Annotated in this window: 27 protein-coding genes and 2 tRNA genes; 7 read left to right on the plus strand and 22 right to left on the minus strand. The window is 44.5% G+C overall.

All coding sequences use genetic code 11. From position 1 onward, the window contains the following. Nucleotides 1-40: 40 nt before the first annotated feature. The 14 genes from nadA to J8N69_RS16235 form a co-directional block, all read right to left on the minus strand. Complete coding sequence (gene nadA, locus J8N69_RS16170) at nt 41-1,087, minus strand: quinolinate synthase NadA (protein WP_168822338.1); 1,047 nt, start codon at nt 1,085-1,087, stop codon at nt 41-43. A gap of 43 nt (nt 1,088-1,130) precedes the next feature. Then, a tRNA-Lys gene (locus tag J8N69_RS16175) sits at nt 1,131-1,206 on the minus strand. Between the two features lie 28 nt (nt 1,207-1,234). Then, nucleotides 1,235-1,310: transfer RNA gene (locus J8N69_RS16180), tRNA-Lys, on the minus strand. Between the two features lie 41 nt (nt 1,311-1,351). After that, nucleotides 1,352-2,128, minus strand: a complete 777-nt coding sequence (gene ybgF / locus J8N69_RS16185) for a tol-pal system protein YbgF (protein ID WP_168822337.1) — start codon at nt 2,126-2,128, stop codon at nt 1,352-1,354. Next, nucleotides 2,125-2,709, minus strand: a complete 585-nt coding sequence (gene pal / locus J8N69_RS16190; RefSeq protein ID WP_168822336.1) for a peptidoglycan-associated lipoprotein Pal — start codon at nt 2,707-2,709, stop codon at nt 2,125-2,127. The genes ybgF and pal overlap by 4 nt, the downstream gene beginning before the upstream one ends. 19 nt (nt 2,710-2,728) lie before the next feature. Continuing rightward, complete coding sequence (tolB, locus tag J8N69_RS16195; protein WP_211084808.1) at nt 2,729-4,027, minus strand: Tol-Pal system beta propeller repeat protein TolB; 1,299 nt, start codon at nt 4,025-4,027, stop codon at nt 2,729-2,731. After that, complete coding sequence (gene tolA, locus J8N69_RS16200; protein WP_168822335.1) at nt 4,027-4,968, minus strand: cell envelope integrity protein TolA; 942 nt, start codon at nt 4,966-4,968, stop codon at nt 4,027-4,029. The genes tolB and tolA overlap by 1 nt, the downstream gene beginning before the upstream one ends. Continuing rightward, entirely contained in the window at nt 4,969-5,397 is a 429-nt protein-coding gene (tolR, locus tag J8N69_RS16205) for a protein TolR (protein ID WP_168822334.1), read from the minus strand. Beyond that, nucleotides 5,397-6,077, minus strand: a complete 681-nt coding sequence (tolQ, locus tag J8N69_RS16210) for a protein TolQ (protein ID WP_168822333.1) — start codon at nt 6,075-6,077, stop codon at nt 5,397-5,399. Before tolQ ends, tolR begins: the two co-directional genes overlap by 1 nt. A 9-nt stretch (nt 6,078-6,086) precedes the next feature. Continuing rightward, nucleotides 6,087-7,100 (minus strand): Holliday junction branch migration DNA helicase RuvB, encoded by a 1,014-nt coding sequence (gene ruvB, locus J8N69_RS16215; protein WP_168822332.1) that lies wholly within the window; start codon nt 7,098-7,100, stop codon nt 6,087-6,089. A 3-nt stretch (nt 7,101-7,103) separates the two neighbouring features. After that, a complete protein-coding gene (gene ruvA, locus J8N69_RS16220) occupies nt 7,104-7,706 on the minus strand; it encodes a Holliday junction branch migration protein RuvA (protein WP_168822331.1) in 603 nt (200 codons plus the stop codon). Further along, nucleotides 7,703-8,260: a crossover junction endodeoxyribonuclease RuvC gene (gene ruvC, locus J8N69_RS16225; protein ID WP_168822330.1), complete on the minus strand. Its 558-nt coding sequence runs from the start codon at nt 8,258-8,260 to the stop codon at nt 7,703-7,705. The genes ruvA and ruvC overlap by 4 nt, the downstream gene beginning before the upstream one ends. 159 nt (nt 8,261-8,419) lie before the next feature. Next, nucleotides 8,420-10,192 (minus strand): aspartate--tRNA ligase, encoded by a 1,773-nt coding sequence (gene aspS, locus J8N69_RS16230; protein ID WP_168822329.1) that lies wholly within the window; start codon nt 10,190-10,192, stop codon nt 8,420-8,422. A gap of 185 nt (nt 10,193-10,377) precedes the next feature. Beyond that, complete coding sequence (locus J8N69_RS16235; protein ID WP_168822328.1) at nt 10,378-10,869, minus strand: GreA/GreB family elongation factor; 492 nt, start codon at nt 10,867-10,869, stop codon at nt 10,378-10,380. Between the two features lie 176 nt (nt 10,870-11,045). On the opposite strand from J8N69_RS16235, the gene J8N69_RS16240 reads away from it, so the two are divergent. After that, the gene (locus tag J8N69_RS16240) at nt 11,046-12,239 is read left to right on the plus strand and encodes an SIP domain-containing protein (RefSeq protein WP_168822327.1); all 1,194 of its coding nucleotides are present in this window, start codon (nt 11,046-11,048) and stop codon (nt 12,237-12,239) included. Nucleotides 12,240-12,323: 84 nt separating this feature from the next. Here J8N69_RS16240 and cysN read toward each other — a convergent pair whose 3' ends face one another. The 3 genes from cysN to J8N69_RS16255 form a co-directional block, all read right to left on the minus strand. Beyond that, the gene (gene cysN / locus J8N69_RS16245; RefSeq protein WP_168822326.1) at nt 12,324-13,937 is read right to left on the minus strand and encodes a sulfate adenylyltransferase subunit CysN; all 1,614 of its coding nucleotides are present in this window, start codon (nt 13,935-13,937) and stop codon (nt 12,324-12,326) included. An 18-nt stretch (nt 13,938-13,955) separates the two neighbouring features. After that, entirely contained in the window at nt 13,956-14,861 is a 906-nt protein-coding gene (gene cysD, locus J8N69_RS16250) for a sulfate adenylyltransferase subunit CysD (RefSeq protein ID WP_168822325.1), read from the minus strand. Between the two features lie 278 nt (nt 14,862-15,139). Next, nucleotides 15,140-16,033, minus strand: a complete 894-nt coding sequence (locus tag J8N69_RS16255; protein WP_168822324.1) for a coiled-coil domain-containing protein — start codon at nt 16,031-16,033, stop codon at nt 15,140-15,142. A gap of 158 nt (nt 16,034-16,191) precedes the next feature. Here J8N69_RS16255 and J8N69_RS16260 point away from each other — a divergent pair, with 158 nt between their 5' ends. Further along, on the plus strand, nt 16,192-16,776 hold the full coding sequence (locus J8N69_RS16260; RefSeq protein WP_168822323.1) for a Fe-Mn family superoxide dismutase: 585 nt from the start codon (nt 16,192-16,194) through the stop codon (nt 16,774-16,776). A 108-nt stretch (nt 16,777-16,884) separates the two neighbouring features. On the opposite strand, the gene J8N69_RS16265 is transcribed toward J8N69_RS16260, so the two are convergent. Both J8N69_RS16265 and J8N69_RS16270 read right to left on the minus strand, forming a co-directional pair. Next, on the minus strand, nt 16,885-17,331 hold the full coding sequence (locus tag J8N69_RS16265) for a tellurite resistance TerB family protein (RefSeq protein ID WP_168822322.1): 447 nt from the start codon (nt 17,329-17,331) through the stop codon (nt 16,885-16,887). Then, the gene (locus tag J8N69_RS16270) at nt 17,316-17,801 is read right to left on the minus strand and encodes a DUF6942 family protein (protein ID WP_168822321.1); all 486 of its coding nucleotides are present in this window, start codon (nt 17,799-17,801) and stop codon (nt 17,316-17,318) included. Before J8N69_RS16270 ends, J8N69_RS16265 begins: the two co-directional genes overlap by 16 nt. A 231-nt stretch (nt 17,802-18,032) precedes the next feature. On the opposite strand from J8N69_RS16270, the gene J8N69_RS16275 reads away from it, so the two are divergent. The 4 genes from J8N69_RS16275 (at nt 18,033) to J8N69_RS16290 (ending at nt 21,285) form a co-directional block, all read left to right on the plus strand. Beyond that, complete coding sequence (locus J8N69_RS16275) at nt 18,033-18,431, plus strand: YeeE/YedE family protein (protein ID WP_168822320.1); 399 nt, start codon at nt 18,033-18,035, stop codon at nt 18,429-18,431. 11 nt (nt 18,432-18,442) lie between these two features. Next, complete coding sequence (locus tag J8N69_RS16280) at nt 18,443-18,862, plus strand: DUF6691 family protein (RefSeq protein ID WP_168822319.1); 420 nt, start codon at nt 18,443-18,445, stop codon at nt 18,860-18,862. A gap of 265 nt (nt 18,863-19,127) precedes the next feature. Then, nucleotides 19,128-20,294, plus strand: coding sequence for a type III PLP-dependent enzyme (locus J8N69_RS16285; RefSeq protein WP_168822318.1), 1,167 nt, complete (start codon nt 19,128-19,130; stop codon nt 20,292-20,294). Between the two features lie 154 nt (nt 20,295-20,448). Next, entirely contained in the window at nt 20,449-21,285 is an 837-nt protein-coding gene (locus J8N69_RS16290) for an MOSC domain-containing protein (protein ID WP_227803917.1), read from the plus strand. A gap of 92 nt (nt 21,286-21,377) precedes the next feature. On the opposite strand, the gene J8N69_RS16295 is transcribed toward J8N69_RS16290, so the two are convergent. After that, entirely contained in the window at nt 21,378-22,964 is a 1,587-nt protein-coding gene (locus J8N69_RS16295) for an ABC-F family ATPase (protein ID WP_168822316.1), read from the minus strand. Between the two features lie 322 nt (nt 22,965-23,286). Here J8N69_RS16295 and J8N69_RS16300 point away from each other — a divergent pair, with 322 nt between their 5' ends. Further along, nucleotides 23,287-23,781, plus strand: coding sequence for a cyclic nucleotide-binding domain-containing protein (locus tag J8N69_RS16300; protein ID WP_168822315.1), 495 nt, complete (start codon nt 23,287-23,289; stop codon nt 23,779-23,781). An 83-nt stretch (nt 23,782-23,864) separates the two neighbouring features. Here J8N69_RS16300 and J8N69_RS16305 read toward each other — a convergent pair whose 3' ends face one another. Further along, nucleotides 23,865-24,221, minus strand: a complete 357-nt coding sequence (locus tag J8N69_RS16305) for a RidA family protein (RefSeq protein ID WP_168822314.1) — start codon at nt 24,219-24,221, stop codon at nt 23,865-23,867. Nucleotides 24,222-24,284: 63 nt separating this feature from the next. Beyond that, nucleotides 24,285-24,893, minus strand: a complete 609-nt coding sequence (gene cobO / locus J8N69_RS16310; RefSeq protein WP_168822313.1) for a cob(I)yrinic acid a,c-diamide adenosyltransferase — start codon at nt 24,891-24,893, stop codon at nt 24,285-24,287. Between the last annotated feature and the right edge of the window lie 19 nt (nt 24,894-24,912).

Consider the following 24,912-nt stretch of genomic DNA (forward strand, 5'->3'; position numbering starts at 1 on the left):
ATCAACTCGCCACCCATTACCACAACAAAGGCCTCAGGCATTATTTAAGTTGAAAATTAAGCATTTTCTGTAATGGTATTAATGCTTTGACTCTGGTTTCTTCAGGGATATGAATTTCTCCTGAATTATCTCTGAGAGCGTTACGCAGCATTTCTAAACTATTTAAAGCCATCCAAGGGCAATGAGCACAACTGCGACAATTGGCACCAGATCCGGCGGTAGGCGCTTCTATGAAGCGTTTATTTGGAGAGGCTTGTTTCATTTTATAGAAAATGCCTCTATCAGTCGCTACGATAAAGGTGTCATTGTGCATGGTTTTTGAAGCATTGAGTAATTGAGAGGTAGAACCAACAACATCTGCGACGTCAACCACGGCCTCAGGCGATTCGGGATGAACTAGTACAGCAGCATCAGGATAGATCGCTTTTATGTCTACAATCCCTTTCGCTTTAAATTCCTCATGCACGATACAAGCGCCATCCCAAAGGATCATGTCCGCGCCAGTTTCCCTTTGAATATAGCCCCCTAAATGCTGATCTGGCGCCCAAATAATCTTCTCCCCTTGCTCAACCAGATGCTCAACAACCTCTAATGCAATGCTAGAAGTCACGACCCAGTCAGCACGAGCCTTTACCGCTGCAGAGGTGTTTGCATAAACCACCACCTTGCGGTCAGGGTGTTGATCACAAAACGCTGAAAATTCTTCAATGGGACAACCAATATCCAAAGAGCAGGTTGCTTCCAAGGTTGGCATGAGAACAGTTTTTTCTGGGCTTAGAATTTTTGCGGTTTCACCCATGAATTTAACACCGGCAACAACCAAAGTCTTAGCGTCATGATTTGCACCAAAGCGCGCCATCTCTAAGGAGTCAGCAATGATACCGCCAGTTTCTTCCGCCAACTCTTGAATCGCATCTTCTGTGTAATAATGCGCAACCAATACCGCATTCTTTTGCTTGAGCAAAGACTTGATCTCGGCACGAATTTGATCATCGTCAATCGATTTTATTTCAAGGCTTTTTTCGGCTTCAGACAAATACTTTTGAACCGTATCTCGAAGGGCGGCTTTGTTGAAAAGTTCTGACATGTAATTACCCCTTCAGAAACTGGGAGCGAAATGACGGTTTTTTTGGTGGGTCGTACTGGATTCGAACCAGTGACCAATTGATTAAAAGTCAACTGCTCTACCAACTGAGCTAACGACCCAAAAAAATTTCAAAAGGAATAAACGCGTTGGTGGGTCGTACTGGATTCGAACCAGTGACCAATTGATTAAAAGTCAACTGCTCTACCAACTGAGCTAACGACCCAACGGGTTGCGTATAATACAGAGCCCGCTGAGAAATGCAAGTTATTTAATTTTACTTAAATATCCCGCTGCAAGCTGAGCGGCTTTACTATTAGGAAAGCGTTTTATGACATCTTGTAGATACGATCTCGCTTTTTCTGTATCTCCAGCTTGGTCACTGACGGTTCCTAGCTTATACAAAGCATCTTGTTCTTTATTGTGTCCAGGGAATTTTTGCGTGACCGTAGAAAACGCTTCTATGGCTTCTTGCGACTTGCCTTGAACCAACTTAATTTCACCTAGCCAATAAAAGCCATTACCCGTTAACGTATTGCTTGGGTACTCTTTCACAAACGCAGAGAATGCCATTTCGGCATCATCAAACTTTCTTTGTCGAATGAGATCGTAAGCATTGTTATAGGCTTGCTGGGACTGGACTGTTGGAGGTTGTAAATTCACCGGAGCAAATGGGATAGGCGCGCTCATTGGCGCATCAACCGCATTTCTGGGGGAGGTTTTCTGTTCTGATTGAGCCGAAGGTGATGGCTGATTAAATTCGTTTGCCGCAGAAGCAGACATCAGCAAAGAAATACGCTTATCAAGATCAATATAGCGATTTCTTTGACTTTCTTTCATCAGTTTTAGCTCATGACCTTGCTCTTCCAGCAACCCCCTAAGCTGTTGAACTTCTTGTTGTAAGGTTTCTACTTGAAAAAGCAAATCAGCCGCTGCGCCTGTCGACAGACCGCCGCTAACTTGTTGAATTTCAGCCATTGCAAAAGGCGCTGTGAAACACAGCGCCAATGCAAAAGAACGAACTTTTACGTTTTTATTGATCATTTTTCGTAACGTACTTCAACTCGACGATTTAATTGCCAAGCATTGCTGTCATGACTAAATGCCACTGGCACTTCTTCACCAAAGCTCACCGTTTCAACTTGAGAAGCGGCAACGCCTTGAATCGTCAAATAACGGCTAATTGCTTTTGCACGGCGCTCGCCTAGAGCCATATTGTACTCACGAGTACCACGCTCATCTGCGTGTCCCTCTAATACGATACGAGCATCTGGGTTTGACACTAAAAATTCCGCATGTTTCGCTAACGCTTCACGAGATTCTGGACGCACAATTGATTTATCAAAATCAAAGTAGAATACCGTTTGAACGCCAGCTAATGGGTCCATGTTTGCATTTTGAGTTGTCGCAGCATCATCTTCCACAATGACGCTTGTCATTGCACCCTCTTCACCCGCACCATATGCTTGATCAGAGCTGCCAGAAGTCTCTTCTGCTTGCTCAGTTGAATTGGCATCTTCAGCAACAGTTGAAGAATCAGTATCGGTCGCTGTTGTACTACAACCCGCGATCCAAGCTGCAGACAACCCAATTACAGCAAACTTACCTAGTTTGTTTACACTCATTATTCACTCCTCAATGTCTTTATTTGAAATACGGAGACCAAGATGGTTCCCGTACATCACCGTCCGCCGATGGTAGCCTATATTTAACCAGGCCATCAACAGATACTACGGCTAAGATACCCCTTCCTTGATAGGTTGTGGCATATATCACCATGCTACCATTTGGCGCAATGCTTGGCGATTCGTCTAAGTAAGTCTCTGTGAGAGTCTGCACGCGGCCAGTATTCATATCCTGTAATGCGATATGATAGTTGCCATCGTTCTTTTGAACAGTAACAAGGTAACGCCCATCTGGGGTCATTCTTGCCCGGGTATTTAATTCCCCTTCAAAAGTCACTCTCTCTACACGCTTACTATCTACATCGAGTCGATATATTTGCGGATTTCCGCCTCGATCAGATGTAAATACAATCCCTTTGCCATCAGGCTCCCAGCTTGGCTCGGTGTCAATGGCGTAATGGTTAGTCATTCTTTCTAATTTCTGTGTCGCTATGTCTAAGGAGTATATTTCCGGATTATTATCCTTTGACAAGACCAAGGCTAATTTTTTTCCATCAGGAGACCAAGCCGGCGCGCCATTAAGGCCTCGAAACTGTGCGATTTGCTGCCTTTGCCCTGTTGCCAGCTCCTGAATAAAGATATTGGGGCGACGATTCCTGAACATAACATAAGCAATCTTACGCCCGTCACTGCTCCATGAAGGGGACAAAATAGGCTCTTTAGACTCGACTACCACCTGAGGACGATGCCCATCAGCATCCGCCACTTGCAGTTTAAACAAGGGGCTTTTTCTATCTCCCTCAGCCGTGACATAAAGTATTCTAGTACTAAACGCGCCTTTAGTGCCCGTCAATAATTCGTAAATCTTATCGCTAATATAATGCGCTGCATCTCTAAAATTTCTGGCATTTACATCAATAGAGCTGTGTTTTTGCACGGACTTTTGACTTAACACATTAAGCAACTCAAAGCCTATTCGATATTGACCATTACTGAGTTTTTGCACCGCTCCGACGACGACATAATCACTTTTCAGCAGACGCCAATCGCGATAAAAAACATCTTTCTCCGTCGAGGGCATGCTTAACATATTCGCCCTAGGAATAGGTTGAAATAGACCGCTTCGAGCCAAATCGTCTTCTACTATTTGGGCGATGTCTTCTGGTAACGCTTCGACGCCTTTATAACCAAAAGGTACAACCGCAATAGGCAAAAGCTGATCGGCACCACTGGTTATTTCAATGACCAATTGCGCTCTAGCGGACGCTGTAAATATTAAGCAAGTGATCAGCACACTCAACCATTTTTTAAACATCATTAGTTTCTCAAATCCTGAGGGTTAAAAATTAAATCTACCTGACGGAAATTGCGTTCAAATATATAAGAATCCACTTTTGCCAACTCTTCTATTCGCCTTACCTTATAAACGGCATCAACCGCCCTTTGATCAAACAAAGCATCACCACTACTTTTGGTAATTTGAGCATTCATCACCTCGCCGTTTGGCAAGAAATGAATACGTAACTCAGATCTCATTCCATTGCGAGCACTCGGGGGACGATTCCAGTTAGCGGTTACTCTATCATTGATCAAACCACTAATAGACTGAACCATCTGGGCTTCCTCTACCGCTCGTTGCTGAGCCTCTTCTGCCGCAGCACGAGCCGCAGCTTCCTCTGCTTTTTGCTGCTCGGCAAGCCTTGCGGCTTCCTCTTGGCGTTTACGCTCCTGCTCCGCTAAGCGGTCAGCTTCTGCTTTACGAGCCAGCTCCTCTTGCTTTTTCTCTTGCGCTTTTTTGTCGGCGAGACGTTTTTGCTCAGCTTCTTTAGCGACACGCTTTTTCTCTACTTCTTGAGCCGCCCGCTTTTGCTCGGCGGCATCTGCGAGACGCTTTTGTTCATTGGCTTGCTTTTGCGCTTCTGCTTGTTCTTTGGCTTGCTGAGCTTGAGCCAGCTGCTTTCGCTTCTCTTCTAAGGCTTTTCTTTCAGCTTGTTTTTTACGGCTCTGCTCGGCTTCTTTTCTTTTCTGCTCCGCTATGGCGGCTTGCTGTTTTGCGGCTCTTTCTGCCGATTCTCGCTGACCTATTATGGTTTGCGACACATCGACCACTGCCGCATTAACAATCATTGGCCTTTTGGGCTCTACGGGCTTATTGTCCGTAAAATTGACAGCCACCATTCCACCGACTATCACAACCGCATGCAGACCTATCGCTAAAAGCGAAGGGATACTGTAATTGTCACTGCGCAACCATTTCATTTAATTATTATCCGGTTCTGTAACCAAACCAACATTTGGCACCCCTGCACCTTGCAAGGCAACCATTAAACCAATGACATCCCCATAAGGAACATTTTTGTCGCCTCTAACCAGAACCGGCATTCTAGGGTTTTGATTTAGTATTTTTCTAACTCTATCCTGTAATTCCGTTAACGCAATGGCTTCTTGTTTCCCGCCAACATCTAAATAGAACTGTCCAGCGGCATCGACTGAAGCAATCATCGCATCGTTTTCGTTATCTTGTATCGGCGCAGCATTAGCGTTGGGAAGCTCTACATCCACCCCTTGCGTTAACATCGGCGCAGTGATCATAAAAATAACCAACAGCACCAGCATGACATCAATATATGGCACAACGTTTATTTCAGCCATTGGACGACGTTTATTTCTTCTTCTTGAGCGAGCCACTATACAGCGCCTCCCTCTCGAACATGTACCTTACGATGTAAGATACTGGTGAATTCATCAGCAAAATTTTCGTAACTAGAACTAAGCGATTCCACCGATGATGAAAATCGATTATAAGCAATAACCGCTGGAATGGCCGCAGCCAAGCCAATGGCCGTTGCGATTAATGCCTCTGCAATACCCGGAGCAACCGCCGCCAATGTAGCCTGCTGAACTTCAGCAAGCCCAATAAAGGAGTGCATAATCCCCCAAACCGTACCAAACAAGCCGATATAAGGACTGGTTGAGCCAACGGTTGCCAAAAACGACAAATGTTGATCTAACTTTTCTTCTTCTCGATAAAGTGCGACACGCATCGCTCGCTGAACCCCTTCCATTACCGCATCAGGGTCCACATTGTGATTTTGTCTTAATCGAGTAAATTCTTTTATTCCAGAAGTGAAAATCGTTTCCATCCCACCGCTTTTTCTACCTTCTTGCGTAAGCTTTCGATAAAGCTGGCTTAGATCAATACCGGACCAAAACTGCTCTTCAAAGGTAGAGCGAATTTTTCTTGCTTCTTTTAATACCCGAATTCGTTGAAATATTACAATCCATGAAAATACGGAAGCGGCTAGCAATATCAACATAACAAGTTGAACCACAAGACTAGCACTGGCGATAAGACCCCAAATTGACATTATTAACCTCTATTTAAAATCTGAAGGTAGTTGATAATTAAAATGTTCATAAGCACGCTTCGTGACCTGACGACCTCTTGGCGTTCTAATAATAAAACCTTGCTGAATCAAAAACGGCTCGATGACGTCTTCTATTGTATCTTTATCTTCCCCCAGCGCGGCAGAAACACTGTCTAACCCGACCGGTCGCCCGTCAAATTTTTCTATCATAGTCAACAACATACGCCTATCAAGATGGTCAAAACCTTCGGTATCTACACTTAACATATCTAGCGCACGTTGAGCAACCTTTTGTCCAATATGTTGCTCGCCACTAACTTGCGCAACATCCCTTACTCGACGCAATAATCGGTTGGCTATCCTGGGCGTTCCTCGTGACCTCCTGGCGACTTCAAAACAACCTGAATGATCAAGCTCCATGCCCATTTTTCCTGCAGATCTGGCAACAATGGTGGTCAATGACTCAACATCATAAAACTCTAACCGCTGCACGATCCCAAATCGATCGCGCAAAGGAGACGTTAACAAGCCTGCCCGCGTCGTTGCTCCGACAAGCGTAAAGGGAGGGAGTTCAATTTTAATTGATCTTGCCGCCGGTCCTTCGCCTATCATTATATCCAGCTGATAGTCTTCCATGGCTGGATATAATACTTCTTCAATAGCAGGGCTTAATCTATGTATTTCATCAATAAATAGAATATCACCTTCGTTTAAATTGGTTAGAAGGGCCGCTAAATCTCCCGCCCTTTCCAATACAGGCCCAGATGTTGTTCTTACCTCAGCCCCCATTTCATTGCCGATAATGTGGGCAAGGGTTGTTTTTCCTAAACCGGGGGGGCCAAATATCAAGGTATGATCAAGCGGCTCACTGCGCTGCCTTGCCGCTTCAATAAAAATCTCCATCTGCTCTCGCACAACGGGTTGACCAATATATTCAGCAAGTGCTTGCGGCCGTATTGCTCGATCCACTTGTCGATCATTGCCTTTAATTTCGGAAGAAATAATACGATCGTGTTCAATCATGCTTTATTGCCTCAGCATTCCTTTTAGCGCCGCTTTAATTACATCTTCGCTACTGGCAGCATCCACAGGAACCCCCGCAATCGCCTTAGCCGCTTCTTGAGGTTTATAGCCAAGTGAAATAAGCGCAGCCTCCGCCTCTTGCCTAGGGTCAGCCTGAACTTGACGCAATACGGTTGGCGTCGAAAACAAATCATTTTTCGCGGCTTGGCCAAGCTTGTCACGCAATTCAATAATCAGCCGCTCGGCGGTTTTTTTGCCGACGCCAGGAATGCGCGTAAGAGCCGATACATCAGACTCCTGAACGTTGTTGATTAATTCCTGTGACGACATGCTGGACAAAATAGCCAACGCCATTTTGGGGCCGATACCGTTTACCTTGATAAGAATACGGAACAGCGCACGCTCGCTCTTATCAATAAAACCATAAAGAGTGTGGGAATCTTCTTTGACTAACAAATGCGTATAAAGCGTTACTTGTCCGCCAACTTGAGGTAGGTCATAAATGGTGGTCATAGAGGCGCTGACTTCATACCCTATGCCGCCTACATCAACCAATAATTCTGGTGGTGTTTTTTCAACCAAAGTGCCGACAACTCGTCCGATCACATTGTTTTCCTTACATCTTGTTCTGTCCAGCGCTTAGAGGAGCGCCCCGCCCGTTTACCAATGCCATACTCTAAGCCGCCAGACGTGCGCGTATTAGCATGACACAAGGCGATCGCCAAGGCATCCGCAGCGTCTGCCTGAGGTTTAGAGGATAAATTAAGTAAAAGCTGCACCATCATTTGAACCTGTATTTTATCTGCGTTGCCGTTTCCGACGACAGATTGCTTGACCCGTCGAGCCGCATATTCATGCACCACCAATTCCTTCAGTGAAGCAGCAACAATAGCCGCCCCTCTAGCCTGCCCAAGCTTTAACGCTGAGTTGGCATTTTTTGCTAAAAATACTTCTTCAATGGCAAATTCATCAGGCTGGTATTCTTCTAATAAAGCAGAAACATGATTAAAAATATGCTTAAGCCGTACAGACAACGCCTCATCTGGCAGACGGATACAGCCACTATTAACGTACGTCGCTTTGCCATTTATCGCATCAACAATAGCAAAGCCCGTCACTCGAGAGCCTGGATCAATCGCTAAAATTCTGGTCGTGACCATAATTTTCTGTGCCTTGTATAGTTACTGTATATTTCAACAGCCCTTTACAAAGTATGCAATGCCAAAATACAAAAAAGACCGCTAATAAGCGGCCTTTTACGTTTTTCTTGCAATCCTTTAACATAACTTACTGTTTTAAAGTAAGTTTAATGGCAAAAGTTAAGACTCAACAACAGGCTTTCTGATGCGAATGTTTAATTCTTTCAATTGCTTCTCACTTACTTCACCTGGCGCTTGCGTTAATAGGCAAGTCGCACTTTGTGTTTTAGGGAAAGCAATCACGTCACGAATAGAGCTAGAGCCCGTCATTAACATTACCAAGCGATCTAAACCAAACGCCAAGCCGCCATGTGGTGGCGCACCAAATTTCAAGGCGTCTAACAAGAAACCGAATTTCTCTTCTTGCTCTTCTTTGCTGATATTCAGTAATTCAAAGACAGTTTCTTGCATAGAAGACTGGTGAATACGAATAGAACCACCGCCCAATTCAGTGCCATTCAGCACCATGTCATAAGCCTGAGAAAGCGCCATTAATGGGCTGGCTTTTAGATCTTCAGGCGAGCATGAAGGCGCTGTAAATGGATGGTGAATAGCCGTAATACCGCCATCACTTGTTTCTTCAAACATGGGGAAGTCAACAACCCACAGTGGCGCCCACTTGCAAGTATAAAGGTCTAAGTCTTCACCCAGTTTACAACGCAGTGCACCCAATGCTTCGTTAACTACTTTTGCAGAATCGGCACCGAAGAAAATCAAGTCACCGTCCTCTGCTTCAAGGCGCTCAAGCAAAGCAGCGCGAACCTCAACTGGCAAGAACTTAACAATAGGAGACTGCAAGCCTTCTTCAAGGTTAGATTTATCGTTTACCTTGATGTAAGCCAAACCTTTCGCGCCATAGATGGAAACAAATTTAGTGTAATCATCAATCTGCTTACGAGTTAGCGCATTCCCACCCGGTACTTTAAGGGCAGCAACACGCCCCTTTGAATCCGTCGCTGGACCAGAGAATACTTTGAAATCCACATTTGCCATCAAGTCAGACACGCTAACTATGGTCAATGGGATACGCAGATCGGGCTTATCGCTACCGTAAGTTTCCATCGCTTCCGAATATGGCATGCGCGGGAAAGTACCCAAGTCAACGTTCATTAGCTCTTTGAACAAGCTAACAATCATATCTTCCGTCATCGCCATGATCTCTTTTTCACTCATGAACGAGGTTTCAATGTCCACTTGAGTGAACTCCGGCTGACGATCGGCGCGCAAATCTTCATCACGAAAGCATTTGGCAATTTGGTAATAACGATCAAAGCCAGACACCATCAACAATTGTTTGAAAAGCTGCGGTGACTGCGGCAAAGCAAAAAAGCTACCTTGTTGAGTACGGCTTGGCACCAAGTAGTCGCGGGCGCCTTCTGGTGTTGCACGAGTCAAAATGGGGGTTTCGATGTCCAGAAATCCGTTGCCATCTAAATAGCGGCGCAATACAGAGGTTACTTTCGAACGGAAACGCATTTTTTGTTGAATTTCAGGGCGACGCAAATCGATGAAACGATTTTTCAAGCGAACGTCTTCACCAACGGACTGGTGCTCATCAAGCTGAAATGGTGGTGTTTTGGCAGCATTAAGGATTTCAAGCGCCGTTCCTAACACTTCAATTTCACCAGTGTTCATATTAGGGTTGACGGTGCCTTCAGGACGAGCACGTACTAGACCTTTTAGCTTAACCACAAACTCGTTACGCACACTGTCAGCCAATGCAAAGCTTTCGGCACGATCTGGGTCGAAAACAACTTGCGTGATTCCTTCGCGGTCACGAATGTCTAAGAAAATAACGCCACCGTGGTCACGACGACGATGAACCCAACCGCATAGGGTAATTTCTTGTGAAATGTTAGAAGCATTTAACTCGCCGCAATAATGGCTGCGCATAATTTCTTTCCTATTACTGTCTCAGTAAGAGAGTGATCTTGGAGTGTTTTCTATCTAACTAGCAATGATTTGCTGAATTTTGAACGTCAGACAAAAGAACTGAATATTTTAAGGCAAAGCATTATATGCGAAGCGAGTCTGACTCTCTAGGGTCTGAACCAAATTTGTCCATTACAATAGGCGCTTTAGCCTATCATGGTTATTTCATACGCTATTTGCTTGCCGTTTTGCAGCAGTTCAATCTCATCGCCAAGCGTTTTGCCAAGCAAGGACTTTCCAACGGGGCTTGATGAGGTCACGAGATAAACCACTTTTTCGTCTATTTCAACCGCAAGGCCACCGGCGCAGGGCGACATAAAGAAATGCTTTTCCGTGCTGACGGGTGATGCGAACTGCAGCAGCGTCACCATACACCACAAGTCGATAGCGTCCTCCTCAGAAAACAAGGCGGGTGGGTTTTTATTAAAAACCTGCCAGTCTTTCTCACATTCTAATACGCGTTGCGATTGCCCATGCGCCAAATAAGAGGCTTCCAAGCCAAACGTATCGTACTTATTTTCTGCGATACTTTCTTCATTCGTAGCCGCTTCATGAGCTTGTTTTGCCGCCCATGTTGCTGTCTCAAAGCGACACAATAACGCAGATGTAATCGCCTCATGCACCTCTTGCTTATTCATGCTCTAGAGCCACTCAGTTTAAAGGGGAATATTGTAGCGCTTCACCACCATAAAAAAAGCCTCTCTTAGTCGTAATTGTTTCTTAACGAGCAATCAACCCCTTATCAGTTGACTTTATCAACTGAATGGCGATATATTGATAACCATTCTCATAAATAAACAGCGAAAACGAAACAATGAAAGAAAGCATGGGTGAATCACTGCATAAATTAATGCACAGCTATAGAGGTAAAATGCGTGAAGCCGCGGCACAAGCAGGCCTATCCATTCCCGTTAGCCATATACGGTCTCTCAAATGCATTAAAAACATAAAAAACTGCAGCGCCAGAGACATTGCCGAACGGCTTTCTCTTGATAAATCCCAAGTCACCAGAGTGTTAAAAGAACTGAATTGTGCCAATTACGTGAAAAAAATTCGCAGCCCAGACAATCATCGCAGCCAGCTATTAAGCCTGACGAAAACGGGCGATGAGTTACTCGAAAGCCTGATGATATTGGATCAAGCGGCCATCAAAAGCATGACCCAAAACTTATCAGAGCAGCAAATAGAAAACTTCATCCACATTGCGCAAACCATGACCAACAACCTCCATCCATCGCCGTCACCTAACGAGATTAAGGATCCTTTAATGAGCAGACCACAACCAAGAGAACTCACTGTTATTAGAAAGTCGTCTATAACGACCAACATGTTACGAGTCACGCTAGGTGGCGAGAACATACACACCATTCCTGAAAACCAAACCGGCGGCTATGTAAAACTCATTTTTGCAAGAGAAGAGCAAAAACCATTAATTCGTACTTATACCATTCGACATCAGCGCGCAGACGAAATAGACATTGATTTTGTTTTACACGAGGATGGTGGTCCAGCGTCATCCTGGGCAAAGCAAGCCCAACCCAATGACACCATTCTTGTCGGCGGACCCGGACCCAAAAAAACCATTGAAGAGTCAAGTGATTGGAAAATACTCATTGGAGACATGACCGCTTTGCCCGCCATTAGCGTGAATCTAGAAGAGCTTTCGCAAGACGCAAAAGGTTACGCTCTACTGGAGGTGATGTCAGAAGACGACATCCAGCCATTAAAACACCCTGCTGGCATTGAGCTGAAATGGATTGTTAACCCTCATTCTGGTGAAAACAGCAACGTATTACTGGATCAAATCCAATCACTAGCATGGCCTCAAGGTAGCGTGTCAGTTTGGGCAGCGTGTGAGTTTAGCGGTATGAGAGCGTTGCGGTCTTTTTTTAAAAACAACACAAACGTAGAAAAAGAAAATCTTTATATTTCCAGTTATTGGAAGCTAGGCAGTAATGAAGATCAACACAAAGAAGTGAAACGCATAGACACGGAAGAAGCGCTTTAATGTCTGATATTGAATGTCTGATATCGATAGGCCAGCCACTTAAGCTGGCCTATCGATTGAGCGCCTATTATAAGACCCTATTCACTAGAGTCGAACACGCTCAACAATCAAATCAACCACTTCATCAAGCGAAGATTCAATCACTTCAGAGTCCGCTATAGAAGCATCAGCCACCAAAAAGACAACACCAGTTTGACGAATTAAATCCGCCTCTGCCGCTGTTGCATTGGCTTTCACCAAGGCTACAACACCTTGACGCAGCAAAGCACGCTCCAATAGATCCGCGCTTGAAAGCGTACCCAGTGTCAAAGCGATAACCGCAGGTTTTTGACCAAGACGAGCCGCGCGTTCTTCTGCACTAACCTGTAGATCTTGTTCAATCTCTGCAACCGCCTCTTCCACCATGCCAGCACCAACTGTCACGTTGGTGAGGCGGTCAATAATTACCAGCGCCCCTGTAAAACGGCTGTCCGTGTATTCATCAAACACCACAGGCGCATCAAACTGAAGCACAGCGTCAGCAATACCATTGAGTTCTAGCGCATCAATGTCACTGACCTCTAGCGTATTAACATCAACACGATGATTAAAGTGATGCACTTTACCGGGAACGGTTTGCGTTCCTATTTTAAAGTCATACAACTTACCAGGCACAAGTGACTGATCCGCCATCCAGACAATAGACGATCGCAGTGTCGTCCCCATAAGCGGCTCTTGGCCAACATGGGACAACATATCACCACGACTGATATCGATTTCGTCTTCAAGCGTAATGGTCACGGCCTGCCCTGCTTTCGCCGTGTCTAGATCACCATCAAAGGTAACAATCTTTTCCACGGTCGAGATTTTTCCAGAGGGCAAAGCAACCACTTTATCGCCTAGCTTAACCGCACCGGCGGCGATGGTTCCAGAGAAACCACGAAAATCCAAATTAGGACGATTAACGTACTGAACAGGAAAGCGGAAAGCATCACGCTTAACGTCACGATTAATTTGTACGGTTTCCAAAATAGACATCAGTGGACCACCTTGATACCAAGGCGTGCTCTCTGACGCATTGACCACGTTGTCGCCGCGTAACGCCGACATAGGCACAAAATGAATGTCTTCTGGTTTACGGTCACCTAGCTGATCAACAAACTTTAGATAGTCATTTTTAATCTGCTGGAATGTTTCTTCAGAAAACGCCACCAAATCCATTTTATTGATCGCCACGACGACATGCTTAATACCCAACAATGAAGCAATATAGCTATGACGACGTGTTTGAGTTTGTACGCCGTAACGGGCATCGATCAAAATAATGGCTAAGTCACAAGTGGATGCGCCAGTCGCCATATTGCGTGTGTATTGCTCATGCCCAGGGGTATCAGCAATGATAAACTTACGTTTTTCCGTTGAGAAATAACGATAAGCCACATCGATCGTAATACCCTGTTCGCGCTCGGCCTGTAAGCCATCAACCAATAAGGCTAGGTCGATTTCTTCGCCTTGCGTGCCAGACTTTTTACTGTCGCGCTTAACCGCGTCCAGATGATCTTCATAAATTAATTTTGAGTCATGAAGTAAGCGCCCGATTAATGTACTTTTGCCATCATCGACGTTACCGCAAGTAAGAAGACGCAGTAGGTCTTTTTCTTCGTGTTGTTTCAGATAACCAAGTATGTCTTGGCTGATCAATTCTGATTGGTGAGACATTCTTTCTTTACTCCAAACTTAGAAATAGCCTTGTTTCTTCTTCTCTTCCATTGACCCTGATGAGTCATGGTCAATCATTCGCCCTTGACGCTCGGAGCTTCTTGTCAGCAACATTTCCTGAATAATTTCAGGCAAAGAAGCCGCTTCAGACTCAACCGCACCGGTTAATGGATAGCAGCCTAGCGTCCGAAAACGAACCGACTTCATTTCAGGCACTTCACCGTCTAATGGCATACGTTCATCATCAACCATGATCAAAGTGCCATCGCGCTCTACCACTGGGCGCTTTGCAGAAAAATACAAAGGAACAATCGGAATACTTTCTAAATAAATGTATTGCCAAATATCCAGCTCAGTCCAGTTAGATAAAGGAAAAACACGGATGCTCTCGCCTTTATTCACTTTACCGTTATAAATATTCCACAATTCAGGGCGTTGATTTTTGGGGTCCCAGCGATGTTGTTTGTCTCGGAAAGAATAAACACGCTCTTTGGCACGAGATTTTTCTTCGTCACGGCGCGCACCACCAAAAGCGGCATCAAAGCCGTATTTGTCTAAAGCTTGCTTTAGCGCTTGCGTCTTCATCACATCGGTATGCTTGGAGCTGCCGTGGGTAAACGGACCAACACCCTGCTCTATACCTTCTTGATTCTGATGAACGATTAATTCCAAGCCAAGCTTAGCAACCATTTCATCACGGAAAGTAATCATTTCTTTAAACTTCCAGCCAGTATCCACATGCATTAGTGGAAACGGTGGTTTGCCAGGGTAAAACGCCTTCATGGCAAGATGCAGCATCACTGCAGAATCTTTACCAATCGAATACAGCATTACTGGGTTATCAAATTCAGCCGCAACCTCACGTATAATATGAATACTTTCGGCTTCTAGCTGTTTTAAGTGAGTAAGTCTTGCCTCTGTCATAATCTCTCATCTCTGTTGTCAGGCTTCAGCATTTGTTCAACTATAACATGCCTTTAGGTTATAAAAACTAGGCTATCTAGACTTTAGTAGAATATGCATATTAAAAAAGCTTTAATAGGAAAGCCTCTTTAGAAAAATAAACCACACCTTAAAAGAGCCCACCGACACTATTTCAAGTACACAAAAACCATTTCAAGCACACAAATTATTTCGAGCACAAAAAAAAGCCGATAAAATCGACCTTTTTTGTGTTTGGATATTATGCTCGGTATATCGCGCTATTGGGCGTTTAGTTGCTGCTCAAGCATAAGCTGATTTATTTGCTTGCGCAGACGAATAATTTCACTGTTAACCTGAACTCTAAAGGCATCACTTGAATCAATCGCATTTTGGTGTCTATCAAGCGTTTGCTGAATGTCAGTGCCAGCGGTAGCGTCTTCAGCCTGTTTTTCGATGGCCGTTACTTTTTCTTCAAGAGTCGCCAAACTCTGCAAAACCTGATCAAGGCTTAATGTCTGAGCCTCATTTTGGCCCACTTGCGCAGCAATCAGTTTTGCTTGCTGATCTTGTTTAGTAGCAAGATCTTGCACTGTACTATCAATCGCTGAAACAGACGGTATCAATTTATTGTAACCGGCCTCTATATCGCTAAAGGCCTCTGACTGTATAGCGACGAGCTTGGACTGAGTTGACAAGGTTTCGCGCAACACAGAAAGCTTTTTCTGCACATCCTCGACGTTGGCCGCATTACTGGCAATGGCTTTTCTATTAGTATCGTATGCAACACCCCAGAGTTTACGAATTTCACTGTCGTGGCTCTTCAATATCTCTTCTAGGGTTTCGCCCTGCTCATTGGCAGAGACATCGGCTGCAAGCAATTGGTGATCTAGATTCTCTATTTCGCTTTTAGCGCCATAGAGTTCATTTCGTAACTGCCTATTTTGTTGCCACAGCCAATAACCAGCTCCCACTGAAGCCATCAAAATGAGCAATAATAAAAGGTAAACGCCGAGTAAATTGGCTTTTTTATGCACAACAGCTGGCGCATGAGCGGGTCTTACTGAAGAAGGGACAGGACGTCCCTTGGTGACCGTGGCGCTGTGTCTTCTTTCACTGACCTCATCTTGATCTAGGGTCAAGCTTGGGATCTCAACATCATCGTCTTTTCGCATGGATATCTTATATAGCCGCTATTAATAGAAATTATGAAAATTCAACTTAGAGCCTACCTAAATAATATTATCTTAAGCGGTTCAATGCTACTATATAAGCACCATTAACTGCTTGATAACAAGCATTTTTCGTTAATAAAAAGCAAGGAGAATAGAAAATGTCTTTTGAATTACCCGCTCTTCCTTATGCTAAAGACGCACTTGAGCCTCATATGTCTGTTGAGACGCTTGAGTATCATTACGGCAAGCATCACAACACTTATGTTGTTAAGTTAAACGGCCTAGTTCCTGGTTCTGAGTACGAAAACAAAACCCTTGAAGAGATCATTGTATCGGCTCCTGCTGGCCCAGTATTTAATAACGCTGCGCAAATTTGGAACCATACTTTCTTCTGGAACAGCCTAAGCCCTAATGGCGGCGGCGAGCCAACAGGCGCGTTAGCAGAGGCGATCAATGCAAAATGGGGCTCATTCGCAGAGTTCCAAGCGGCATTTGATGACAAAGCAGTGAACAACTTCGGTTCTAGCTGGACTTGGTTGGTCAAAAACGCTGATGGCTCTTTAGACATCGTCAATACAAGCAATGCAGCAACACCGATGACAAATGGCCAAACCGCTATTATCACGGTCGATCTGTGGGAACATGCTTACTACATCGATTACCGCAATGTTCGTCCTGACTACCTTAAAGGTTTTTGGGCGCTGGCTAACTGGGAATTCGCTACAGCGAACTTCGCAGCCTAAGCCTGCCATACGACAGTAATCCTTAGACCAGTCAGTCAAAAAACGCGGCATTTGCCGCGTTTTTTTATAGCTGATCAATTTTTATAGCTGATCGTTAGTACGCTTCTTTTATGACTCAGCCCGCATTTCTTTTTGCACAAACAATTTAGCCTGAATAAATTCCGAGTGCGGCATAAACAATAATTCACTGATTCTTCGAATACGATGGTCTTCATGAGCATCAAGATCGCCATCCGCTAAAGCGACACGCCATAAGCCTTTTAGTAGCAACATTTTTTGCTCTAATGTTGCCGTCTCATTGATAACCTTGGTGAACTGATACAGGTCATTCGCCTGCTCTACGCCAGAACGAGCCTCGGCGAAAAGAGTATCTATGTCATCACCCAGCTCACTGACCTCGCGCAACAAGCGTTTTACTTGTTGCTCTTCTTTCTCATCGACTTGATGATCGGCCAACATCACCTCCATCATTAATGCCGCCACGGCTTTTTGATAGGAAATTTGCGTACCCTGCTCCACAGGAACACTGAAAAGGCTTTTTAGCGCTTTAAACATGATTTCTCCAAGATACATTCACGTAGTGATTCAATTAGAATATTAGGAAACTGTCGATAATCTAAATACGGACACCAAATATATGGCCAACAGACACTGGCAAAATGCGCGTTCCCACTGCCTAGCTTTACCGCCGAATCAGGGATAGGCAGTCGGTCGAAAAACGTTTTACCGACAATAAAAAGCGGACCGTCATAACCCTGAAGCGAATCCAGTGAAAACGTTATGCCTATTCTGTTCAGTAAGTCATTGTCACGAAACACCTTCCAATTAGCATAATTTGGCGTCGTCAGCTTTGCCATAATGGTGAGTATTTTACGCCAATGATTGCCATTTAATTCAATTAAAAGGGCGATATCAGGCTGCCTCAAAAAAGAAGCGTCACACCCATCTGGCAATATGGGCTCATTGGGCAATAGAAACACATATTGAGCCTCACCCACTGGCGCGCCCAACCACAACTCCTTCATCTAAGCCCCTTCTTTTTCATACTGTCTGACAAGCAAAATAGCCATTTTTACTGCCTTTTTGACAATGGCTATTTTAAGCATACCGTGAGGACGTTTTAATATCAGCTGCTTAATCAGTAATAACCGTGCAATCAACGAAACGCAACCAAGCAAAAGAAACTCGCAAAAATACATTAGACTTTTCTTATTAATATAAATTAGAATTGCCTTATATAAAACGAGGAAGCCATTATGGACACTATTTTTAATCCCTTGGTGGGCGGGCTGCTAATCGGTCTAACCACTACTGTTTATCTGCTAAGCACAGGCAAGGTCATTGGTATAAGCGGTATTTTAGCGCAGCTTTTATTTAGCAAAGCCCGTTTATTGCCCTTGTTATTCATTGCTGGATTGATTATTGGCGGTAGCGCCTATGGGGTGTTAACCGAACAAACAGTAGCAATGCCAGAAACAAGAAGCCCTTTGCTGTTAATTCTTTCAGGGCTATTAGTGGGTTATGGCACAAGACTGGGCAGCGGCTGCACCAGCGGTCATGGCGTCTGCGGAATAGCTCGCCTATCGCCACGCTCTATTGTCGCGACACTTATTTTTATGACTACCGCCATCATAACGGTTGCTTTTTTGCATTAGGAGAGTCACTCATGAACGCTGTTATCACACTTATCTCTGGCCTACTTTTCGGCCTCGGCTTAGCCTTTTCAGAAATGACCAACCCCGCCGTTGTCATCGGCTTTTTGGATATTTTTGGTGAGTGGAACCCTTCACTTATTATTGTTATGGCAAGCGCTATTGCTGTCGGCATGCTTGGCTACTTTATCAAGAGTAAGCAGACAAAACCGCTGTTAGCCGGCAAATGGCAAATCCCCACACTTAGACATATTGATTCGAAGTTAGTCCTAGGTTCGGCCATTTTTGGCATTGGATGGGGAATCAGCGGCTACTGCCCTGGGCCTGGATTAACCGCGTTGGTCAATAATCCAAGCGAAGGCTTTTATTTCGTCATTGCCTTATTAATAGGCAGTGGAGGGCATTATTTACAAACCCGATTCACACAAAAGTAACGAAACAATGCCCAAATAAAAAGGAGACTTTTGCTGTCTCTTTTTTTTAGTCTAAAATATGAAAAAATACTTGACCCAACGCGCCTTGAGCCTTAAATTTCGCCCGCGTCATTGCTGAACATAATCCGCACCGCTTCAACTGCTGCGCTAGTCGCTTAAGGCCTTACCGCCGGATAAGTAACAGCCATAAGTAGGACGGGAGAAGGTAAAGGCGTTTACTTATTTAATCGGTTTATGTTTTGCATCATTAAGGAGCCTTTAGCCCATGACTATTGACGTCAATTCTTTCTACACACCTGAGCGTTTTGCCCGTTTTAAAGCGTTTGCAGAAACCAAAGACACCCCTTTTGTGGTGATCGATACCGACATCATCGATGAAGCCTATACAGAATTAACCAAAGGTTTCCCTGTTGCGGATATTTTTTACGCTATTAAAGCCAATCCCGCACCAGAAATTTTGACGCTACTTCGCGACCGTGGCTCAAACTTTGATGTGGCATCACGTTATGAATTAGACAAATTATTTGCCATCGGGGGCATTTCACCTGACCAAGTAAGTTATGGCAATACCATTAAGAAAGCCAAAGACGTACGCTATTTTTATGAAAAAGGCGTACGCATGTTTGCCACCGATTCTGAAGCAGACTTGCGCAATATCGCCAAAGCGGCACCAGGCTCACGTATCTATGTTCGCATCTTAACCGAAGGCACCGTCACTGCAGATTGGCCGCTTTCGCGTAAATTCGGCTGCCGTCCAGATATGGCCATGGATCTACTTGTGCTTGCAAAAGAGCTGGGACTGATTCCTTACGGCATATCATTCCACGTTGGTTCTCAGCAGCGCGATATCGGCGCCTGGGATGCGGCCATTGCCAGTGTTAAAGTGATTTTCGAACGCCTTAAAGAAGAAGATGGCATTGTATTGGAAATGATCAATATGGGGGGCGGATTTCCAGCCAACTATATTGCTCGTACCAATGACCTTGCCACTTACGCGGAAGAGATCACACGTTTCTTAGAAGAAGATTTTGGTACTGATTTGCCACGTATTATTTTAGAACCTGGCCGCTCTTTAATCTCTAATGCTGGCGTACTGGTAAGTGAAGTAGTGTTGATTTCGCGCAAATCGCACACTGCGCTTAATCGCTGGGTATTCACTGACGTGGGTAAATTCTCAGGCCTAATTGAAACCCTAGACGAATCAATTAAGTACCCTATTCATGTCGACAAAGGTGGCGAACTAGAAGAAGTGATCATCGCGGGGCCAACCTGTGACAGCGCCGATATTATGTACGAAAACTACAAATACGGCTTGCCACTGAATTTAGCCATTGGCGACCGCATGTACTGGCTTTCAACGGGGGCTTATACAACCACTTACAGCGCCGTAGAATTTAACGGCTTCCCACCGTTGGCGTCTTACTACTTGTAATCAACAAACTGACAGCAACACTCAAGCCTCAGAAGGTCAAATTTCTGAGGCTTTTTTATTGGAATGACCGACGCTCTAAGTAATAATAATATTTCTCTAAGTAACAATGTCTCTAAAGAAAAATCATGCCTCATGTAAGAAAGGAAGTTGCAACGTGTATACCCTCAGCGAACTGGCCATCTACCCTATAAAATCCATCCAAGGTATTCCTTTGCAACGTAGTCAGGTTGGCTATGCTGGCCTGACTGATGACCGACGGTACATGCTAGTGAAGCCCGATGGCCTCTTTATCACCGGCAGAGAACATCCTAAATTAACGCTCGTCACCGCCAAATCTATTGGCAAGAGCCAGTGGCAGCTCGCTCACCCCAGCATGTCAAATAATCTTATTCTCGATACGGCGCAGTTTAATGAAGATCATCAAGACGTCGTGGTTTGGGAAAGTACGGTTAAGGGACAGAGAACGCATCAAGAAGCCGATGTCTGGTTTAGTCATCTGCTAGGCGAACCCGTTCAGCTTGTTTATTTTAGCGATGAATCTGAACGCTACACAAGTCGTCGACCAGACACGCCCATCACCTTTGCCGATGGCTATCCCTATTTACTCACCACCCACGCATCACTTGCAGAACTGAATCGAACCTGTCCGCAAGTCATTCAGATGGCACAGTTTCGTCCTAATCTCGTTATTCAGGGCAATCAAGCATTTGCAGAAGACAGCTGGAAACGCATTCGCATCGGTAATGTGGAATTTGAAAATGTTAAGCCTTGTGTGCGCTGTATTTTTACGACACTACACCCACAAACAGCGGAACGAATCCCCAAAGGCGAACCGTTAAAAACCTTAGGGAAATTTCGTCTTCTTGATAATAAAGGCATTACTTTCGGGGTCAATTTAATCGCCCTAAATACGGGCATCATAAATATTGGTGATGACGTTGAGGTGCTCGAATACCAGCAAGCTGATGCCTATGTTGATAGGCGTAAATAGTGCTATTAAGTCCGTTTAATTAAAAAAGGAAGACCTGCTACCGTCTTCCTTTTTTTTATTGCTATTTCTGGGACAAAAGCCCTTGGTCTACATTAAGCTTCTTGCTTCGCTAGATACTCGTCATAGGTACCATGGAAATCAACAATGCCAGCGCTGGTCACTTCAACAATGCGAGTCGCCAAAGAAGACACGAATTCACGGTCATGACTGACAAAAATCAAAGTGCCAGGATAGTTTTCAAGCGCCAAGTTTAACGACTCAATGGATTCCATATCCATGTGGTTAGTTGGCTCATCCATCACCAGAACGTTAGGCTTTTGCAGCATTAACTTACCAAACAGCATGCGACCTTGTTCACCACCAGACAACACTTTAACCGATTTCTTAATGTCATTTTGAGAGAACAACAAACGCCCCAAGGTGCCACGAATAATTTGCTCATCGTCACCTTCTTGCCCCCATTGCGACATCCATTCAATCAAATCTACATCTTGCTCAAATTCATGGTGATGGTCTTGAGCATAATAGCCAATATTGGCATTTTCCGACCACTTCACATGGCCTTTAGTTAATTCAGTGTCACCAACCAGACATTTCAGCAAGGTGGTTTTACCGATACCATTTGGCCCGATAACCGCGATACGCTCACCGACTTCCACCATCATATTCAGACCACTGAACAATGGCTCATCATAAGACTTTGCAACATTTTCAATTTGTACCGCCATGCGATGCAATTTCTTTTCTTGCTCGAAACGAATAAAAGGGTTTTGGCGACTAGAAGGTTTAACTTCTTCAAGCTGGATTTTATCAATTTGCTTCGCGCGCGACGTCGCTTGTTTGGATTTCGATGCGTTGGCAGAAAAACGACTGACGAACGATTTTAGTTCGTTGATTTGCGCTTTTTTCTTCGCGTTATCGGACAGTAGACGTTCACGGGCTTGCGTCGCCGCGGTCATGTACTCATCATAATTACCAGAGAACAAACGCAACTCACCGTAATCCAAATCCGCCATATTGGTACACACAGAGTTTAGAAAGTGACGGTCATGGGAAATAATAATCATGGTGCAATTACGTTCTACCAAGACGCCTTCTAACCAACGGATGGTGTTGATATCCAAGTTGTTGGTCGGCTCATCCAATAGCAAAATTTCCGGATCAGAAAACAACGCTTGTGCCAATAACACTCGAAGCTTCAAGCCTGGAGCCACTTCGCTCATCAAACCATAATGCTGCTCTGTTGGAATGCCGACACCTAGTAACAATTCCCCCGCACGGGCATCAGAGGTATAACCATCCATTTCAGCAAATTCAGCCTCCAAATCACCCGCCCGCAAACCGTCGGCTTCTGTCATTTCTGGATTGGCATAAATCGCATCTTTTTCAGACTTAATCGCCCAAAGCTCAGTGTGCCCCATAATCACGGTATCAATAACGGAATATTCTTCGAAGGCAAACTGATCCTGCTTTAATTTACCAAGGCGTTCATTCGGATCTTTAGAAACGTTACCTGAACTGGGCTCTAAATCGCCACCCAGAATTTTCATGAAAGTGGACTTACCACAGCCATTGGCACCGATTAGACCATAACGTTTGCCTTCTCCAAATTTTACAGAGACGTTTTCAAAAAGAGGTTTTGCACCAAATTGCATGGTGATATTAGCCGTCGTTAACAAAGTATTCTTCCGTTTATCATGAGGTAAATTGTTGTGCTCTCAACGAGGGAAATCGTTAGAGCAAAGATGATGTGGCGCATTATCGCACAGATTGGGCTGACTCTTTAAGGAAGAAAACACCTATTTTAAAAGAGAAAGCGCCGATTCCATAAAAAAGCAGGAACTTACTGTTACATAGACGCTCATAAGTATTAATAAGGAATACAAAATAGCGCTATTATTTTTAACCAAATGCACCTAAAACGATAATTAATGGCCAGACTGTTTAGAAATACGCGACATGGCCGATGACATAAAAGAACCCATAGCGACGGAGATAAAAATGAAAACCGTCATAGCAAAAGAGTCAACCTACGATATATCGCCAGAGCACTTAAAAACAGGCTCTATCTTTGGCGCGCTATCTAATATTTCTATCCAATATTTACTGGATCAGGGTGTTTTACACAAGGTCAACAAAGGCGATGAGATTTTTTCTTATGGCAGTAAAGGCAACAGTTTCCACGCCGTACTGCATGGCAAACTGGATTTCTACAAACAGCATGGCGAAAAGAAAATACGCACCCGAACCATTAGCTTTGGCGAGGCGATTGGCTTTGTCTCTATGATTGCACTGCATGAACGTGTCGGTAGTCTGTCTGCGTTGGAGGATTCTTTATTACTGGAAATATCCTGCCAATTATTTAGTGATTTTCACGACCAATATCCGTTTGATTTTGGTATTTTGTTAATGAATTTATCAAGAGACATGGCAAGAACTATTCGCGTCTTAAGCAATGCATTAGTTGAGAACGATGTGACAATAAAAAGAAACTAGCAAAAAAAGCAAGCTGGCGGCAATGACAATTCATTCAAACAATGGAGAGTCCATTCAAACAACACCAGCCAGCTGCTTGCTAATTATTGGATAACAGCGGCAACAACTGAAACTTCGACAAGTAACTCAGGTCTGGCAAGTCTTGCCTCAACACAAGCACGCGCTGGCGCATGCCCTTCTGGTATCCAAGCATCCCAAACAGCATTCATAGCCGCAAAGTCTTTCATATCACGAATGTATACCGTCGCCGACAAAATATAGGATTTATCCGACCCTGCTTGCTCCAACAAGACATCCACCTTGTCTAACATGGTACGAGTCTGCTCGCTTATGTCGGTATTTGCATCTGCACCAACTTGGCCACAAAGATAAACCGTTTCATTATGCTTAACGATACGACTCATACGTTGATTTACTTCCATGCGCTCAATGGTTGCCATAAAGACCTCTGTTGGTTTAAAAAATCGCTATAAAAAACGCCTCTAATATAAAACAAGGCCGACCTAAAACTCCAGCCCTTTTTGCGCTTTAATGCCTCGCTTAAAGGCATGTTTTACTTCTTTTATCTCACTCACTGTATCGGCTAACTCAATCAACGCATCAGAAGCGCCTCGCCCCGTTACGACGAGATGCTGACTTTCTGGCCGCGCCATCAAGGCTTGCAGCACATCATCCTCAAGCAAATACTCGTAATGCAATAAATAGGTCAATTCATCGAGCACCACCAAATCGATACTGGCATCTGACAACATAGCCGCGGCTTTTTCCCACGCCTGCTCTGATGACGCGATGTCCGATTCGCGGTTTTGTGTTTCCCACGTAAAGCCTGCTGGCATAATTTCCCATTGCACGTTTTTCTGTTGCTTAAAGAAATCAATCTCGCCGGTGTTCCACTCACCTTTTAAAAACTGCACCACGCCCACCTTCATGCCATGGCCCAGCGCCCGTGCCACCATCCCCAATGCCGAGCTGGATTTGCCTTTACCATTCCCCGTCAGCAATACAAAGGTGCCCTTGTCTTCTTGCGCTTTCGCAATGCGTTTGTCCACATGAGACTTGATCGCTTGCATGCGCTTTTTGTGTTGTGCTGGATCTTTTATGGTTTTTGACATGTCAATACCCTTTAAAATA

This window comes from Marinomonas profundi (genome assembly GCF_020694005.1).
GTDB classification, from domain to species: Bacteria; Pseudomonadota; Gammaproteobacteria; order Pseudomonadales; family Marinomonadaceae; genus Marinomonas; species Marinomonas profundi.

What these genes read in the sequence shown, in the direction of transcription:
- J8N69_RS16235 (WP_168822328.1), bottom strand. Translation starts at nt 10,869, where the DNA reads ATGAATAAGCAAGAGGTGCATGAGGCGATTACATCTGCGTTATTGTGT.
- nadA (WP_168822338.1), bottom strand. Translation starts at nt 1,087, where the DNA reads ATGTCAGAACTTTTCAACAAAGCCGCCCTTCGAGATACGGTTCAAAAG.
- cysN (WP_168822326.1), bottom strand. Translation starts at nt 13,937, where the DNA reads ATGTCTCACCAATCAGAATTGATCAGCCAAGACATACTTGGTTATCTG.
- ybgF (WP_168822337.1), bottom strand. Translation starts at nt 2,128, where the DNA reads ATGATCAATAAAAACGTAAAAGTTCGTTCTTTTGCATTGGCGCTGTGT.
- J8N69_RS16265 (WP_168822322.1), bottom strand. Translation starts at nt 17,331, where the DNA reads ATGTTTAAAGCGCTAAAAAGCCTTTTCAGTGTTCCTGTGGAGCAGGGT.
- tolQ (WP_168822333.1), bottom strand. Translation starts at nt 6,077, where the DNA reads ATGTCAATTTGGGGTCTTATCGCCAGTGCTAGTCTTGTGGTTCAACTT.
- ruvC (WP_168822330.1), bottom strand. Translation starts at nt 8,260, where the DNA reads ATGGTCACGACCAGAATTTTAGCGATTGATCCAGGCTCTCGAGTGACG.
- tolB (WP_211084808.1), bottom strand. Translation starts at nt 4,027, where the DNA reads ATGATGTTTAAAAAATGGTTGAGTGTGCTGATCACTTGCTTAATATTT.
- J8N69_RS16285 (WP_168822318.1), top strand. Translation starts at nt 19,128, where the DNA reads ATGACTATTGACGTCAATTCTTTCTACACACCTGAGCGTTTTGCCCGT.
- tolA (WP_168822335.1), bottom strand. Translation starts at nt 4,968, where the DNA reads ATGAAATGGTTGCGCAGTGACAATTACAGTATCCCTTCGCTTTTAGCG.
- J8N69_RS16300 (WP_168822315.1), top strand. Translation starts at nt 23,287, where the DNA reads ATGAAAACCGTCATAGCAAAAGAGTCAACCTACGATATATCGCCAGAG.
- ruvB (WP_168822332.1), bottom strand. Translation starts at nt 7,100, where the DNA reads ATGATTGAACACGATCGTATTATTTCTTCCGAAATTAAAGGCAATGAT.
- J8N69_RS16260 (WP_168822323.1), top strand. Translation starts at nt 16,192, where the DNA reads ATGTCTTTTGAATTACCCGCTCTTCCTTATGCTAAAGACGCACTTGAG.
- cysD (WP_168822325.1), bottom strand. Translation starts at nt 14,861, where the DNA reads ATGACAGAGGCAAGACTTACTCACTTAAAACAGCTAGAAGCCGAAAGT.
- J8N69_RS16280 (WP_168822319.1), top strand. Translation starts at nt 18,443, where the DNA reads ATGAACGCTGTTATCACACTTATCTCTGGCCTACTTTTCGGCCTCGGC.
- J8N69_RS16270 (WP_168822321.1), bottom strand. Translation starts at nt 17,801, where the DNA reads ATGAAGGAGTTGTGGTTGGGCGCGCCAGTGGGTGAGGCTCAATATGTG.
- J8N69_RS16275 (WP_168822320.1), top strand. Translation starts at nt 18,033, where the DNA reads ATGGACACTATTTTTAATCCCTTGGTGGGCGGGCTGCTAATCGGTCTA.
- J8N69_RS16305 (WP_168822314.1), bottom strand. Translation starts at nt 24,221, where the DNA reads ATGGCAACCATTGAGCGCATGGAAGTAAATCAACGTATGAGTCGTATC.
- cobO (WP_168822313.1), bottom strand. Translation starts at nt 24,893, where the DNA reads ATGTCAAAAACCATAAAAGATCCAGCACAACACAAAAAGCGCATGCAA.
- J8N69_RS16240 (WP_168822327.1), top strand. Translation starts at nt 11,046, where the DNA reads ATGAAAGAAAGCATGGGTGAATCACTGCATAAATTAATGCACAGCTAT.
- aspS (WP_168822329.1), bottom strand. Translation starts at nt 10,192, where the DNA reads ATGCGCAGCCATTATTGCGGCGAGTTAAATGCTTCTAACATTTCACAA.
- J8N69_RS16255 (WP_168822324.1), bottom strand. Translation starts at nt 16,033, where the DNA reads ATGCGAAAAGACGATGATGTTGAGATCCCAAGCTTGACCCTAGATCAA.
- pal (WP_168822336.1), bottom strand. Translation starts at nt 2,709, where the DNA reads ATGAGTGTAAACAAACTAGGTAAGTTTGCTGTAATTGGGTTGTCTGCA.